Annotated in this window: 9 protein-coding genes; 6 read left to right on the forward strand and 3 right to left on the reverse strand. The window is 39.1% G+C overall.

Annotated elements, in window-relative coordinates; all coding sequences use genetic code 11:
- The 4 genes from Q0A08_RS10035 (at position 1) to Q0A08_RS10050 (ending at position 8,830) form a co-directional block, all read left to right on the forward strand.
- Positions 1 to 6,399, forward strand: coding sequence for a protein kinase domain-containing protein (locus Q0A08_RS10035; RefSeq protein ID WP_438466856.1), 6,399 nt, complete (start codon positions 1 to 3; stop codon positions 6,397 to 6,399).
- A gap of 1 nt (position 6,400) precedes the next feature.
- The gene (locus Q0A08_RS10040; RefSeq protein WP_438466858.1) at positions 6,401 to 7,384 is read left to right on the forward strand and encodes a GGDEF domain-containing response regulator; all 984 of its coding nucleotides are present in this window, start codon (positions 6,401 to 6,403) and stop codon (positions 7,382 to 7,384) included.
- 28 nt (positions 7,385 to 7,412) lie between these two features.
- Complete coding sequence (locus tag Q0A08_RS10045) at positions 7,413 to 7,817, forward strand: response regulator (RefSeq protein ID WP_438466860.1); 405 nt, start codon at positions 7,413 to 7,415, stop codon at positions 7,815 to 7,817.
- 107 nt (positions 7,818 to 7,924) lie between these two features.
- Positions 7,925 to 8,830, forward strand: a complete 906-nt coding sequence (locus Q0A08_RS10050) for a response regulator (RefSeq protein WP_438466862.1) — start codon at positions 7,925 to 7,927, stop codon at positions 8,828 to 8,830.
- A gap of 10 nt (positions 8,831 to 8,840) precedes the next feature.
- Here the strand turns inward: Q0A08_RS10050 and Q0A08_RS10055 are convergent, their stop codons facing one another.
- From Q0A08_RS10055 to apbC, 3 genes are read right to left on the reverse strand one after another with little or no spacing between them, the layout of a single operon-like run.
- Positions 8,841 to 9,998, reverse strand: coding sequence for a CobW family GTP-binding protein (locus Q0A08_RS10055; protein ID WP_438466864.1), 1,158 nt, complete (start codon positions 9,996 to 9,998; stop codon positions 8,841 to 8,843).
- Positions 9,999 to 10,029: 31 nt separating this feature from the next.
- Positions 10,030 to 10,611: a dCTP deaminase gene (gene dcd, locus Q0A08_RS10060; protein WP_438466866.1), complete on the reverse strand. Its 582-nt coding sequence runs from the start codon at positions 10,609 to 10,611 to the stop codon at positions 10,030 to 10,032.
- A 48-nt stretch (positions 10,612 to 10,659) separates the two neighbouring features.
- Positions 10,660 to 11,727: an iron-sulfur cluster carrier protein ApbC gene (gene apbC / locus Q0A08_RS10065; RefSeq protein ID WP_438466868.1), complete on the reverse strand. Its 1,068-nt coding sequence runs from the start codon at positions 11,725 to 11,727 to the stop codon at positions 10,660 to 10,662.
- 261 nt (positions 11,728 to 11,988) lie between these two features.
- On the opposite strand from apbC, the gene metG reads away from it, so the two are divergent.
- Positions 11,989 to 14,046 (forward strand): methionine--tRNA ligase, encoded by a 2,058-nt coding sequence (gene metG, locus Q0A08_RS10070; protein ID WP_438466870.1) that lies wholly within the window; start codon positions 11,989 to 11,991, stop codon positions 14,044 to 14,046.
- A gap of 290 nt (positions 14,047 to 14,336) precedes the next feature.
- Positions 14,337 to 14,918: an electron transport complex subunit RsxA gene (rsxA, locus tag Q0A08_RS10075; RefSeq protein WP_009832231.1), complete on the forward strand. Its 582-nt coding sequence runs from the start codon at positions 14,337 to 14,339 to the stop codon at positions 14,916 to 14,918.
- Positions 14,919 to 14,923 lie beyond the last annotated feature (5 nt).

Below are 14,923 nucleotides of genomic sequence, written 5' to 3' on the forward strand. Positions count from 1 at the left end.
TTGATTAAGTTAGCCGAATATAAAACTGAAACTCAACTTCACGAGGGGGCAAATAGCCTCATATACCGTGCAATCAGAAAAAGTGACGCTAAATCAGTCATACTTAAAGTCATCAGGGGGAACTCCCCAGCGCCAGAGTTATTGGCAGGGTACCGAAAAGAATTTGAGATTATTCAATCTTTAAATAAGAGCAAACATATCAGACAGGCTCTCAGTTTAGAAAAATCTAACCATACGCTTTATATGGTTTTAGAAGATTGCAAAGGCATACCAGTCTCATCACTAATAAAAGATAAAAAGCTTTCAATAATAGATAGCCTGAAAATCACCTTTGATATTGCCAGCGCCCTTCAATACATTCACAGCGGACATTTAATCCATTGTGATATCAATCCAAATAACATACTTTGGAATATCTCAGATAAGGCAGCAAAATTAATCGATTTTGGTATTAGTACCAACACATCAAAGTCAGGCCATGCTCAAATTGCTGATAGCATCCATGCAGGATCATTAGCCTATACAGCACCAGAGCAAACAGGCAGAATGAATAGACCCCTAGATTATCGTGCTGATTTCTACTCCTTGGGTGTTACCTTATTTGAAATGCTGACAAATCAGCTGCCTTTTATTAGTAAAGACCCTATTCAACTTATTCACAGTCATTTAAGTCAGCTCCCTCCTTCTCCAAGCACCCTCAATAATAAGATAGCTAAGGTTATTAGTGATATCGTCTTAAAACTAATGGCAAAAACAGGAGACGAAAGATATCAGAGTATTTTTGGTCTCAAAGCCGATTTAAAACTATGTATCGATACACTTGAGAACCAACAAGAACTCGTTGAATTCGAAATAGCGCAACAAGATATCAGAACAAACTTCCAGGTAACACAAACAGTAAGTGGACGAACCCAAGAAGCGGAAAAACTAAATAATGCCTTTAACAAAGCAAGTATAGGACCTTCAAGCTTATTATTAGTGACAGGTTATGCAGGTACAGGTAAATCTTCTTTAGTAAATGAAGTACATAAAAATGTTGTCGCTAAACATGGTCATTTTATATCAGGAAAGTTTGATCAATATAGCCGAGATATTCCTTACTTTGCCTTTAGCCAAGCAGGAAACCAATGGGTAAAACAAATATTAAGCCTAGATGAAAACATTGTTAGTCAATGGCGTAATGCCCTAACACTTGCTCTAGGGAATAATTTAAAGCTTATCAGCAACCTTATTCCAAGCTTAGCGCTTATTTTTGATGAGGTGCCTGAACCAGATATAACCCGAGGAAGTGAATCACAGAGTAGATTTAATTCGGCTTTAAAAACCTTCTTTAAAACCATATGCCATAGACACTCACCTATTGCATTATTTCTTGATGACCTACAATGGGCAGATTCAGCATCACTTAACTTGATTGAAACGATCTTGAGTGACGAAGATTCAAATCATCTACTCATCATAGGGGCTTACAGAGAGAATGAGATTAGCCATGCCCATCCACTAAACCTAACTCTTAATGAAATCAGTAAAACCGAAAAAGATATCATACGTATTCAATTGCAGCCTTTAGATTTACACTCAGTTAATCAATTAATTGCTTCTAGCCTATCTCTAGCAACGCAAGATACCTATACATTAGCAGAGCTTAGCTATGAGAAAACGCTAGGAAACCCTTTTTTCTTAACGCAGTTTCTGTATGCCATCTATGAACAAAAGCTGATTAGTTTTACCCCTTCAAAAGGGCGTTGGAGTTGGGATATAGATAAGATCAGAAGCTGGGCAGTAACAGATAATGTTGCTGATTTTATGATCAGCAAGATAGAGAAAATAGATTACGCATGTCAAAAGTCCCTTAAACTTGCCGCCTTTATAGGCACTACTTTCGACTTTAAAACCCTTTGCATGCTAATCAAGCAGCCACTTGCTTTATGCGCACAACACTTATCTGTCTGTATTGATCATGGCTTTATTCAAGCAATAGATAGTAGCTACAGAACATTTGGTCAGAGTGAGTTACTCGAAATCACTAACCCTAAATTTCGTTTTTGCCATGACAACATACAACAAGCTGCCTACAACCTAGGTATAGAAGTTAACGCCGAAAGAATTCACTTAGAACTGGGACAAAATTTACTAGAGAAGCAAGGGCCAGACTCAGACGATCAGCTATTTAACCTACTCCATCACTTCAACCTTGCTCAATCTCTCTTTACAGATGAAAAAGAGCTTCATGCCTTAATCAAGCTTAATTTAAGAGCGGCAATTAAAGCAAAAGATTCAAATGCGTATGTGCCAGCTCTGAATTACCTTGAACATGGCATTCAGTTTTTAACGGATAATTGCTGGCGCAACAATTACCATATCGCTCTTAACTTCTATAAAGAAAAGGCAGAAGCGGCACATTTGGCTGGGCGCTTTGATGCTGCTCACAAAGCCTGTGATTTTATCTTAGAGCACCAGATTGAAGATATAGACAGGGCTAGAATACTCGCACTCAAGACGGAACTTTATGCAGGCTTAGGCCAATTTGATCAAGCTCTTAACGCGGGCTCAGAAGGTATTCGCCTTTTAGGTGTTTTTTGGCCAGATGAAGATGAAGCATTGCAGCAACAAATGGGGATAGAGCTTTCAGAAATAGGCACTTTCATCGAGGCTAAAAGCATTGAAAGCTTACTTGAACTCCCCCCAATGCAGGATCCAAATACCTTAGTTTTAATGGACCTTTTTGGCCATATTTGGGGGCCTGCAATCAATGTAAAACTACATATGAGCACCTTAGCCGTTGTCAAAATGGTAAAACTCTCTATCCAGCAGGGCAACTCAAATATGTCTGCCTTCGGGTATGTTAACTATGGCACCATGCTAGCTGCTTTTATGGGCAATTATCAGCAAGGTTATGAGTTCGGTAAGTTGGCTGTAGACTTGGTTAAGCGCACTCCCTATTCACCTCTTACCTGTAAAATTTATACCATGTTTGGGGTAACAAACAGCCCTTGGTCTTCTCACTTGCCAGGCAATATTGAGTACCTGAAAAAAGCGCTAAAAGCGGGACTAGAAGCCGGTGAAATTGTTTTTGCCAGTTACAGTGCCTTTCATATACTCAAGCATATGTTACTAAGTGGACAACCACTAAACATAATAGAAGAAGAAGGCAAACAACTAAACGGTGTAATTAAGAAATTAGCCGACCCAAATACAATGGAAGTGCATGAAATACTCATGCGTTCCAACAACCTTTTACAAGGTAGAAGTAACAACGATTTAAGCTGGGATGATGAGGAGTTCAATGAAACTGAGTTTGTACAAACTCTCGTAGATTCCAACCATATACTTTGTCTTAACTACTATCATTTTAGCAAAATGATGGAAGCCTTTATTTTAGGGCACTATCAGCTAGCGCTAGATTTCTCCATTGAAGCAGAAAAAACATTGGCTGCTACATTTGGTTGGTTCAGTATTTCTGAGCATTGTTTCTTACAAACATTAAGTTTAATTCAGGTATACCAAGCCGCCGACTTAGATGCTTCTACTCAAAAAGAAATGTTGCAAAAAATTACTGAAAACAAAGATAAAATGCAAAACTGGGCAAATAACTGTGACGTGAATTTTGGCTTTAAATTGAAGTTAATTGATGCGGAGCTAGCAAGTTTGGAAGGCGATACATTAGCTGCTCTTGATTTATATGATGATGCCATTTTAGGGGCGAGTGAAGGCGACTTTATTTACCATACAGGGATTGCCAATGAACTCGCTGGCCGCTTTTGGTTTAAAAACAGCAAGCAAACAATTGCAGTTAGCTACCTAAAAGAAGCCTATACCCATTTTCTAAACTGGGGAGCAAAAGATAAAGCGGTTCAATTACAACAAGCTTACCCTGAACTCAAACTACAAACCTCTCAACAGCAGACAAATACTCTAAATACGCGTAACTTTGAAAGAAGTTCACTCGATCTAATGTCTGTCACAAAATCTGCTCAAATCATTTCGAGTGAGATACAAATTGACCAACTACTAACAAAATTAATGGCGACAATTATCTCTGAAGCAGGTGCTCAATCAGGCGAACTTCTGCTTAATACGGATGAAAGTTGGAGCGTACAAGCATCAGCTATAAATAGTCATTCTGACAATAACCAAGACTATGATGAAGAGCGTATTCCTGTTGGAACACAAATAGATTTTAATTCAGAGAATCAAAACAGCTCGGCTTTACCTAAATCTATTTTGACCTATGTGAAACGCACCCGTACACCGGTCATTTTAGATAACGCCAGCGCCTGTCTGGATTACGCCATTGACCCATACATCCAACAGCAAAACCCTATTTCTTTACTTTGTTATCCCATCCTAAAACAAGGTGTTTTGATGGGGATTTTATACCTTGAAAACAATTTGATTGCGGGCGCATTTACCAAAGATCGTTTAGAGGTATTAAATATTTTAGCAGGACAAGCTGCCATCTCAATTGACAACGCTCTGGTTTATCAAAACTTAGAAGATAGAGTTAATAAGAGAACCAAGCAGTTAAATCTAGCTAAATTGCAGGCGGAAGAAGCCAACCAAGCAAAATCCATGTTCTTAGCAACTATGAGCCACGAAATACGTACACCAATGAATGCGGTTATTGGCTTAAGTCACTTGGCGTTAAAAACACAATTAGATTTAGAACAAAAAGACTATCTCAACAAGATCCTTGAATCCGCAGAAGTCTTATTAGATTTGATTAATAGCGTTCTTGATTTCTCCAAAATTGAAGCTCATAAATTATCACTGGAATCTATCCCATTTGATTTAAATGAAGTCATTGAAAACAGCACTTCCATTTGCTCAATTAAGGCCAAAGAAAAAGGCCTTGCACTCAATATTTATTGTCATGATCAAAACATCCCATTATTGCAAGGTGACCCACTTAGGTTACAACAAGTTTTAATCAACTTAGCAAACAATGCGGTGAAATTTACCCACTTGGGTAAAGTGGAAATACATATTTATTTAGAGCCAAACGATCACGGTCTTGCCCAGCTCAAATTTGAGATAATTGACTCAGGTGTGGGGATGAATAAAACTCAAATCAGTCAATTATTCAACTCATTTAGCCAAGGCGATGACTCTATCACCCGTCAATATGGTGGAACTGGCTTAGGGCTTGCTATATCAAAAGAATTAATTGAGCTAATGAAAGGTGAAATTTGGGTCAACAGTGAGCCAGGTAAAGGCTCGACATTTGGTTTTAGGGTGTTATTAGCTTTTGCAGATAAAAATATAAGGCTGATCTCATCTAAGACAGTGAAAGAAAGTAAACCACCTCAGCTCTATCAAGCTAGAAAAATATTATTAGTCGAAGATAACGCCTTAAATCGCCAGGTTGCTCAAGGACTTTTAAAAGAAACATTAGCTGATATTGACCTTGCTGAAAATGGCTTGGAAGCAATAGAAAAATTAACACGTCAAGAGTACGACCTCGTCTTTATGGATATCCAAATGCCATTGATGGATGGTTTTAGTGCAACCAAAAGAATTCGAGAACATGTTAAATGGAAAGATCTACCCATTATCGCAATGACGGCTCATGCAACAGCATCAGATAAAGAGAAATGCCTAAGTGCGGGTATGAATGATTATATTTCCAAGCCCATTGATCCAGATAATTTAGAGAAAATTCTCGCTTTATGGATTAAAGAGAAAAAGCCTGAAAGCCTTATAAAGCCTGAGATTATAGATAAAAAACAAACTGACGATCAAAAATTAAACACTAAAATAGAAAAACTCGAAAAGATTAATTTATTATCTACTCATGAAGCTCTTGCCCGCTTAAAAGGGCGGCAGAAGCTTTATATCCAATTAGTAAAAAGCTTCTTAAAAGATAACTCTGGCCTAGAGAGTGAACTTAATGACTTGTTTAATCAAAGAAAATTTGAGACCTTATTCATTAAGGTGCATTCTTTAAAATCAAATGCTATCTATATTGGGGCATTAGATTTATATAATAAAAGTGCCCTATTAGAAAAAGAGTTGGAACAATATAAAAATAAAACAAGTGACCTTAATGAAGAAACGGAATCTTTATTAACAGGCCTTCTCAATAATATTACTGGACCACTAAAACTGCTGATAATAGAACTATCTGAAGCCATGAGCGATTCTGACCCAGCATTGGGTAAGCTTCAAATAGATATAAAACTAAAAGATTATTTAACCAGTATGCTGCCATTGCTACATTCTTCAGATTTTAGCGTGGAGCAGGATATGCAAGCATTACTAACGCTAGCTAAAGATAGTCGAATAGAAGTACAGATTAAGCAGTTAGTTGACTGGGTTGAAGACGTTGAATTTGAAAAAGCATCAGCTTTAACAGAGCAACTTCTTAACAACCTGTCTAGAGATGATAGAGATATCTAATATGAGTCAGTCTTTTCATAAAAAGCATCTTATACTGTTGGTTGACGACGAAGAGATTAATCGTATTCTTCTCACCAGCATCATAAATGATAGAGGTGATTGTGAAATCCTTTGTGCTAAAAATGGTGCTGAAGCAATTGACTTCAGTAAGCGTTTTCAGCCAGATCTTATTATCCTCGATATACTGATGCCTGTTATGACAGGCTTTGAGGTTATGGAAATCCTCAAACAGAACCCTTGTACAAACGAGATCCCTGTTATTTTCATTAGCGCCTTGAGCGAAACAAATCACGAAGCTCATGCTTTTCAACTAGGCGCATGTGACTATATTCACAAACCTTTTCATTCAGATATCGTGCAAGCACGCATCGGCTTACAACTCAAACTGATTGAGCAACGTTTTTTATTAGATGAACTAGTTCATATTGACCCTTTAACAGCTATTGCAAACCGTAGAAAATTCACCCAGGACTTTAAAATACAATGGCTTAAATGCTTAGATGAAGAGCAACCTTTAACTGTCGCCATGATAGATATCGACAGCTTTAAGCTACACAACGATAGTTTTGGTCACACTTCGGGGGATAAGGTATTAAAACAAGTTGCCTCTACTCTCGCGAATACAATGAGATCAATAAACAGTAATAAAGATCATCTCGTTGCACGCTATGGCGGTGAAGAGTTTATTCTTCTTATGCCTGGCACAAAAGCATGCGATGTAGAGGAAATCATTGAGTCCTGTCGTTTAGAGATAGAAAAGCTAGATGTCAGAATTCAAGCCACGCAAGAACAAGCTCAATGTATTAATAACAATACCCTGACTATCAGTTTAGGAGGCGTTACTTGTAAACCCAGTAAAAAATTGTCTCCGAATTGGCTATTAAATGCTGCCGATGCGTTACTGTATGACGCTAAAAAGTCAGGCAAGAACCAAGTACATTATCGAAATGATCTAGTGGAAGAAGTAAGTTATTTAGACGCTTAACGTTTATAAAGGACAAGGAGGTCCTGTCATGAATACTAATCAAAAAGTATTGATTATTGATGACGATAAAAACAGTTTGCAAATCCTCGGTAACTTCCTAAGAGACAAAGTTCAAATTTCTTGTGCCCAAACGGGCACTCAAGGCCTCCGTAAAGCCGAGCTATATAAACCAGACCTGATATTATTAGACTTGCTAATGCCTTTCATGAGCGGCTTAGACACCCTCACCCAATTAAAAGAAATCAATGCAACCAAACACATTCCTGTGATTGTCTTATACAGTGATCAGTATCGAAAAGAGGCCTCAATAGCAATTGAAAATGGTGCTTATGATTGTATTCGAAAACCATTTGACTATTTAGTCATAGAAACTCGTGTTAAAAATGCTTTAATGAAAACCAGTAATAATCAAGTAGCAATAACAATTCCATAACAAATATGACTCATTTAACCACTCAACTACAAGAATAAACATAGTAAGATGAGCAAGCTTATAACAAGCGTCTATATTAGGGTTAAGACAAATATGAGGACGTCGCTTTGACAAATATTCGCCCCCACTTACTAGCCGTTGATGACGAAGAAATTAACTTAAGGATTCTAGAGCACTATTTATCAGAATCTGACTATCAAGTTACATTTGCGCAATCTAGCAAACTGGCTTGGGAATACTTAACCAATGATGACTATCAGTTTGATGTGCTCTTACTTGATTGGGTGATGCCAGATGGAGATGGTCTTGAGCTATTAAAAAAAGCAAAAGAGCTAGACAAGTATAAACATGTCCCAGCTATTATGATTTCTGGTTTAAGTGCCCCTTCCGCTATCTCCAAAGGCTTAAATGCTGGCGCTTTTTACTACCTAACGAAACCATTAGGGCAGGATGTTCTTTTCTCTGTCCTTAAAGCCGCGCTAAATGAATTAAACAGCATACGCTCTTTAGTAGAAAACCAAGACAAATTTGCCGATGCTTTTAGCCTAATCAATCAAGGGCAATTTAACTTTCGTACCTTACATGATGTTAATTGCCTTGTTGAAAGCTTAAGCAGTATGTTCCCTCACAATATCAATACACCAATTGGCTTAAGGGAGTTAATGATTAATGCCATAGAGCACGGCAACCTAGGCATTAGCTATCAAGAAAAAACCCATTTAATGGAAATTGACCAATGGGAAGAAGAAGTCGAAAGAAGGCTAACCCTTGGTGAAAATACAGAAAAAAATGCCACATTAGAGATTGATAAGAACGCTGAAATGGTAGAGATCATTATTACCGACCAAGGTGAAGGTTTTAATTGGGAAGAGTTTCTAGAAATCGATAACGAACGCATTACTGACCCACACGGTAGAGGGATAGCAATCGCTAAACTCTTTAGCTTTGACGACCTGAAATATGAAGCACCAGGCAATAAGGTCAAAGTTAGAATTGACCTTAGACCTCAATAACACGGCTAATTCAGATTAAGCCTAATATCCAAGATTGAATTTGATCTTGGTTTTTTACATCAAAATCAGCAGACAGAATCAACTCAAGCTTTGATTCTGTTTGTTTCGCTTCATCTTTATAAACAGAGAAATCCCTTTGCGTTGCATTTAACAACACAGCCCCAGAAGCAAGTTTAAACACGCCTTTCATACGTAACACATTCTCCATTGCATGAAGCTTTTCGAGCACGCTTTCAAGTAAAAGAGAGTCAAAAATGTTCGTTTCAGGAAATATCCATGCCATATTCAATCCATCTTGAGACACCTTAAAATAAAAGTCCTCTTGGTCATTTTGGCTAGAATAAGAAAAGTTATCTTTCTCAAGAGAATGGAAATGACGCTCATGATCAGTGTGGTGGTCATGAGAATGATGATTATGAGAGTGGTCATGCTGGTAAGCATTTCCATAATGCGCATGATGATATGAAGCGTCAATAGGTTTATCACACTTATCATGCATTTCTGATAAAGCCAGCGCTTCTTGGTAAATACTCAATTGGCTTAAGCTTAATTGGCCATGAGATATTTTTTCAACCCTTAATTTAGCTGGCTCCAGAGCGTCTAAATAGTGCTCAAAAGCTTGCCAGTCATTTGCTTGATAGGTTTCACATTTACTCGCAAGCAATATGTCAGCCATAGCCACCTGCTCTATAAAATTAGGATGTAAGGTGTACCTTTCATCTCCTAAATTACGTGCATCTAACAGGCAAACACTCGGCTCAAGATCTAAAACACCTTGATAATGGGGTCCATTAAGTTGTTTAAGTATATTTCGAGGATGCCCTAAACCTGTTGGCTCTATGATGATACGATCAGGGTTTTGAGCCTTGATTAAGGCATTCAAAGCGACTTGAAAAGCAGCGGATGTAGCACAACAAACACATCCACCAGCCACTTGTTTAATCGCAACCTGTTCGAGTAGTTTTTTATGCTTACCAGAGGTAAGGTTCGTTTCTAACAGAGTTTGATCTAAACCAATTTCACCAAACTCATTCACTAAAACAGCCCAACGCTCCCCTTCGGGGATTTGCGTTAAAAGATGCTTTATTAGGGTCGTCTTACCCGCCCCTAAAAAACCTGTAATTAAATTAACTTTAATGCCTTGATATGAGGGCAAAGGTTGCGTCATGAAAGGTGCCCTCACTTTAGGCTAGAATTGATTAGTCTTTAGAAATACGGCTACCAACAGCAGATGTTTGATCTTTGTATTTAGCGTTATCACGCTTATTGTAAGGGCGATCAGCCGCACCAGACATGGTTTCAAAGTTAATTGCACCTATTGTCATACCCGGACGTAAAGCAATAGGTAACTTACCACCATTTAAAAACTCTAAAACAATAGCACCACTCCAGCCTGGATCAATCCTATGAGCAGTAACATGCACCATTAAACCCAATCGCGCTAAAGATGATCTACCATCTAACCAACCAACTAAGTCATCAGGTAAAGTGACAGATTCTTTTGTCACCCCTAACACAAGCTCACCAGGGTGAATAAAGAAAGGTTCGCCATCGTCTAGCAAAATTTCATCACCCATCACGGATTCGATCGCTTTATTTAAATCTTCCTTAGGCCCACTTAAATCTAGATAAGGAGCTGGGTGCCCATGAAAAATACGAAAAGAATTACCCAAAGTTAAATCAACTGATACCCCACTGATAACTGAATTATCTGGTCTTGGGTTAATAATAATTTTTTCTTCATCAAGAGCGGCGATAATATCGCGATCGCATAAGCGCATTATGTTTTCCTAAATTGATAACAAAAGTTGCCTTACAGGCAACTTACATTAGTCGTCACTCATACCAATAGTTGGCATGCTGAATTGATTTTCTTTAATTGCTAAACCGGCGCCTATTTTACGCGCAATGCCACGATAGATTCTAGCAACTTCTGAATCTGAATCTTGAATAACACTTGGACTGCCCGCATCGCATTGCTGGCGGATATCTAAACTAAGGGGTAATTTCCCCATCACCTCAACTTGATATTCTTTTGCGAGTGCTGCGCCACCTTCGTCACCAAAAATGGCCTCATGGTGACCACAGTTTGAACAGATATGTACAGACATATTTTCAACCACACCAAGCACAGGAATGTTCACCTTATTAAACATTTCAATACCACGTCTTGCATCTAATAAAGCGATATCTTGTGGTGTCGTGACTATCACAGAACCTGCTACAGGTACTTTTTGCGACAGTGTTAACTGAATGTCACCGGTACCAGGTGGCATATCAATAAAGAGATAGTCCAAATCATCCCAATCAGTTTGATTAATAATTTGCATTAGAGCACCAGTCACCATAGGTCCACGCCAAGCCATAGGCGTATCTTGCGTTGTCAGAAACGCCATAGACATCACTTGCACACCATGAGCCATAGGCGGTACAAAGAACTTCTCATCACGAACATTAGGCCTAGTATCCGGCGCAAAGCCCATCATCATTCCCTGACTCGGGCCATAGATATCAGCATCTAAAATACCGACTTTCGCCCCTTCTTTTGCCATAGCTAACGCAAGGTTGACTGTGGTGGTCGACTTACCAACCCCTCCTTTTCCTGAAGCGACGGCAATGACGTTCTTCACACCTTTAAGCCCAGCCAATTCACCTTGAGTTGAATGTGCTTTGATAGCTAAATCAATATCCAAGACTATTTGTCTATCATCACCGAGACTCTCTGTGATTCTTTGTTCTAATTCAGCCAGTTCGCCTAATGCAGCATAAGCAAGAGAAAGGCGAATATGAAGACGTTTATCATCACTTAAAATCTGCCAAACTGAGCCATAGGCTAGTCCGGTATTTTTATCTTCAAGCTCAGCTAATTGAGCTAAGATTTGCGTATCAGTAAGCATTTTTTTCATTCTCCAAACTCGCGATCTAAGGTATGAGCACTCAACTGACTCTAGGACAAAAGCAAAAAAGTAATAAAGTCGGCTCTATTGACAGGAAAAATGGGGGCAAATTAAAGAAAAGCAAGCCCAGTGCTTGCACCTAATTTCGCGCCTCTTATAATTGGGCGGTCAAAAAGTTAGCTCTGCCAGCCTCTGCTCCACAAGCACATACAGATTCGCAGCTAACACTAACCATCTTTTACGAATCCAATAGGCTTTTATATGGCTCAATCACAAAGAAAAATACTTGTTACTAGCGCACTGCCTTATGCCAACGGCTCTATCCATTTAGGTCATATGCTAGAACACATACAAACGGATGTTTGGGTGCGCTTTCAAAAACTAAGAGGCAACCTATGTACAGCGGTTTGTGCAGATGACGCCCATGGTACAGCCATCATGATCAAAGCTGACAAAAATGGTGAAACACCAGAGCAGTTGATCGAAGGCGTACGTCAAGAGCACATGGCTGACTTTAATGATTTCATGATTGATTATGATAATTACTATTCGACTCACTCAGAAGAGAACCGTGAGCTATCAAGCCATATCTATAAAACCTTGAGAGATAACGACAAAATTGCAGTTCGCTCAATTGTTCAAGCTTTCGACCCAGAAAAAGAAATGTTCTTGGCAGACAGATTCATTAAAGGTACTTGCCCAAAATGTAAGGCAGAAGATCAATACGGTGATAACTGTGAAGTTTGCTCTGCCACATACACAGCAATGGAAATGATTAACCCTGTATCGGTTTATTCTGGAGCAACACCCGTTGAAAAAGAATCTGAGCATTACTTCTTCAAACTGCCTGAATTCCAAACATTCTTAGCCGAATGGACTCGCAGCGGCACACTTCAAGATCAAGTTGCAAATAAACTGGCCGAATGGTTAGACTCAGGTTTACAAGAGTGGGACATCAGTCGTGACGCGCCTTACTTTGGTTTTGAGATTCCAGATGCACCAGGTAAATACTTCTACGTATGGCTAGATGCACCGATTGGCTATATGGCGAGTTTTAAAAACCTATGTGATCGCACTGACGGTTTAAACTTTGATGATTACTGGGCTAAAGGGTCTGATACCGAGCTTTACCATTTTATCGGTAAAGACATCATCAACTTCCACGCGCTATTTTGGCCTGCAATGCTTGAATGCGCGGGTTATCGTACACCAACTGCCGTCAATGCTCATGGTTACGTCACAGTCGACGGTAAAAAGATGTCTAAATCTCGTGGCACCTTCATCAAGGCACGCACCTACTTGAACCACCTTGATCCACAATACTTGCGCTACTATTTCTCAGCTAAGTTAAATGCAACACCTGACGATATTGACCTTAACCTTGAAGATTTCATTCAACGTGTTAACTCTGATGTGGTTGGTAAAGTGGTTAACATTGCCAGTCGTACAGCAAGCTTTATCAATAAGAAATTTGATAACCAACTTGCAACAGAAATCAGTGAAGCAGACATGATTCAATCATTCATCGATGCTGGCGACATGATTGCAGACTGCTTTGAGAATCGCGAATACAGCAAAGGTATCAGAGAGATCATGCGCCTTGCTGATGTTGCAAATACCTATATTGCCGATCAAGCACCATGGGTATTGGCTAAAAATGAAGAGACACTCCCTAAGGTACAAGAAGTGTGTACTGTGTCACTTAACCTTTTCTCTATTCTAGCCACTTACCTAAAACCTATTCTGCCAAACATGGTGGCTGATGCCGAAGCATTCCTAGGTAAAGAGCTAACATGGAATAACCGTGAAGAGCTTCTATTTGGAAAGAGCGTGAATAAGTTTAAAGCACTAATGGCTCGTATCGATCAAAAGCAAGTTGATGCCATGATTGAAGAAGGTAAAGCAGAAGCGGCACTTGAAGCGGCGACAAATGAAAGCCAGGAGACAGCAGAGAAAGAAGAACAGACTGAACTAAGCAAGGATCCAATCGCAGACGAAATTCAGTTTGACGATTTTGCTAAAGTTGACCTGCGTATTGCTCTTATTGCTAAAGCTGAGCATGTTGAGAAGGCCAACAAGCTATTGAAACTAACCTTAGACCTTGGTGGTGAAACTCGCGTTGTATTCTCTGGCATCAAATCAGCTTACAAACCTGAAGAACTAGAAGGTAAACATACCGTCATGGTTGCTAACCTTGCACCACGAAAAATGAAATTCGGATTATCAGAAGGCATGGTATTAGCAGCAGGCCCTGGTGGTGATGAACTTTGGTTATTAGAGCCACATGCTGGCGCAAAACCAGGCATGCGTGTCATGTAATTTAAGTAAATCATGTTGAAATGTGACCTTTGCCAGACCCATAAAATGACAAAGGCACTAAAATAACTAAATCTGATTCAGATTTGTCATAAGCCTCAAACGCGAAACCGCATTTGAGGCTTATTTCTATATTTATGAATCCAATTATACTTATTCGAAATTAGACTATTAAATCGAATTATTATTGTTGTTACTTATATAGAGATTGGTATCATTGCCCCTATAAAATTAGGCGATCTCTACTTTTGCTACTTTCTTTTACACAACTTTAAAGAGCTAACTTAAAAGCCATGACTGAATATCTCTTGATACTTGTTAGTACCATATTGGTAAATAACTTTGTATTAGTGCAATTTCTTGGACTCTGCCCTTTCATGGGCGTATCGAGCAAACTTGAAACCTCTATCGGCATGGCGCTGGCGACTACCTTTGTCCTAACCTTATCCAGCTTATGCAGCTTTTTAACCTATGAATTTATTCTTGAGCCCCTTGGGCTTGAGTACTTAAAAACCATTTCTTTTATTCTAGTAATCGCGGTTGTAGTGCAATTTACCGAAATGGTTGTACGTAAAACCAGCCCTCTCTTATATCGAGTGCTGGGGGTTTTCCTTCCTCTTATTACGACCAACTGCGCCGTATTGGGTGTGGCACTGCAAAATATCAGCAAACAGAACGGCTTTGTAGAATCCATCCTATATGGCTTTGGTGCTGCTGTTGGCTTCTCATTTGTCCTCATCTTGTTTTCTGCTATGCGTGAACGTATCAATTTTGCAGATGTACCAAGTGTGTTCAAAGGTTCAGCCATTGGCATGATCACAGCAGGTCTTATGGCGCTTGCTTTCATGGGCTTCACTGGCCTAGTGCAAATATAGGAACT

The organism is Marinomonas sp. PE14-40 (assembly GCF_051623805.1).
In the GTDB taxonomy this organism is placed as follows: Bacteria; Pseudomonadota; Gammaproteobacteria; order Pseudomonadales; family Marinomonadaceae; genus Marinomonas.

Bases quoted from the DNA above. Each gene is read 5' to 3' on its own strand.
- apbC (WP_438466868.1), bottom strand. From the start codon at position 11,727: ATGCTTACTGATACGCAAATCTTAGCTCAATTAGCTGAGCTTGAAGAT.
- Q0A08_RS10055 (WP_438466864.1), bottom strand. From the start codon at position 9,998: ATGACGCAACCTTTGCCCTCATATCAAGGCATTAAAGTTAATTTAATT.
- metG (WP_438466870.1), top strand. From the start codon at position 11,989: ATGGCTCAATCACAAAGAAAAATACTTGTTACTAGCGCACTGCCTTAT.
- Q0A08_RS10040 (WP_438466858.1), top strand. From the start codon at position 6,401: ATGAGTCAGTCTTTTCATAAAAAGCATCTTATACTGTTGGTTGACGAC.
- Q0A08_RS10045 (WP_438466860.1), top strand. From the start codon at position 7,413: ATGAATACTAATCAAAAAGTATTGATTATTGATGACGATAAAAACAGT.
- rsxA (WP_009832231.1), top strand. From the start codon at position 14,337: ATGACTGAATATCTCTTGATACTTGTTAGTACCATATTGGTAAATAAC.
- dcd (WP_438466866.1), bottom strand. From the start codon at position 10,611: ATGCGCTTATGCGATCGCGATATTATCGCCGCTCTTGATGAAGAAAAA.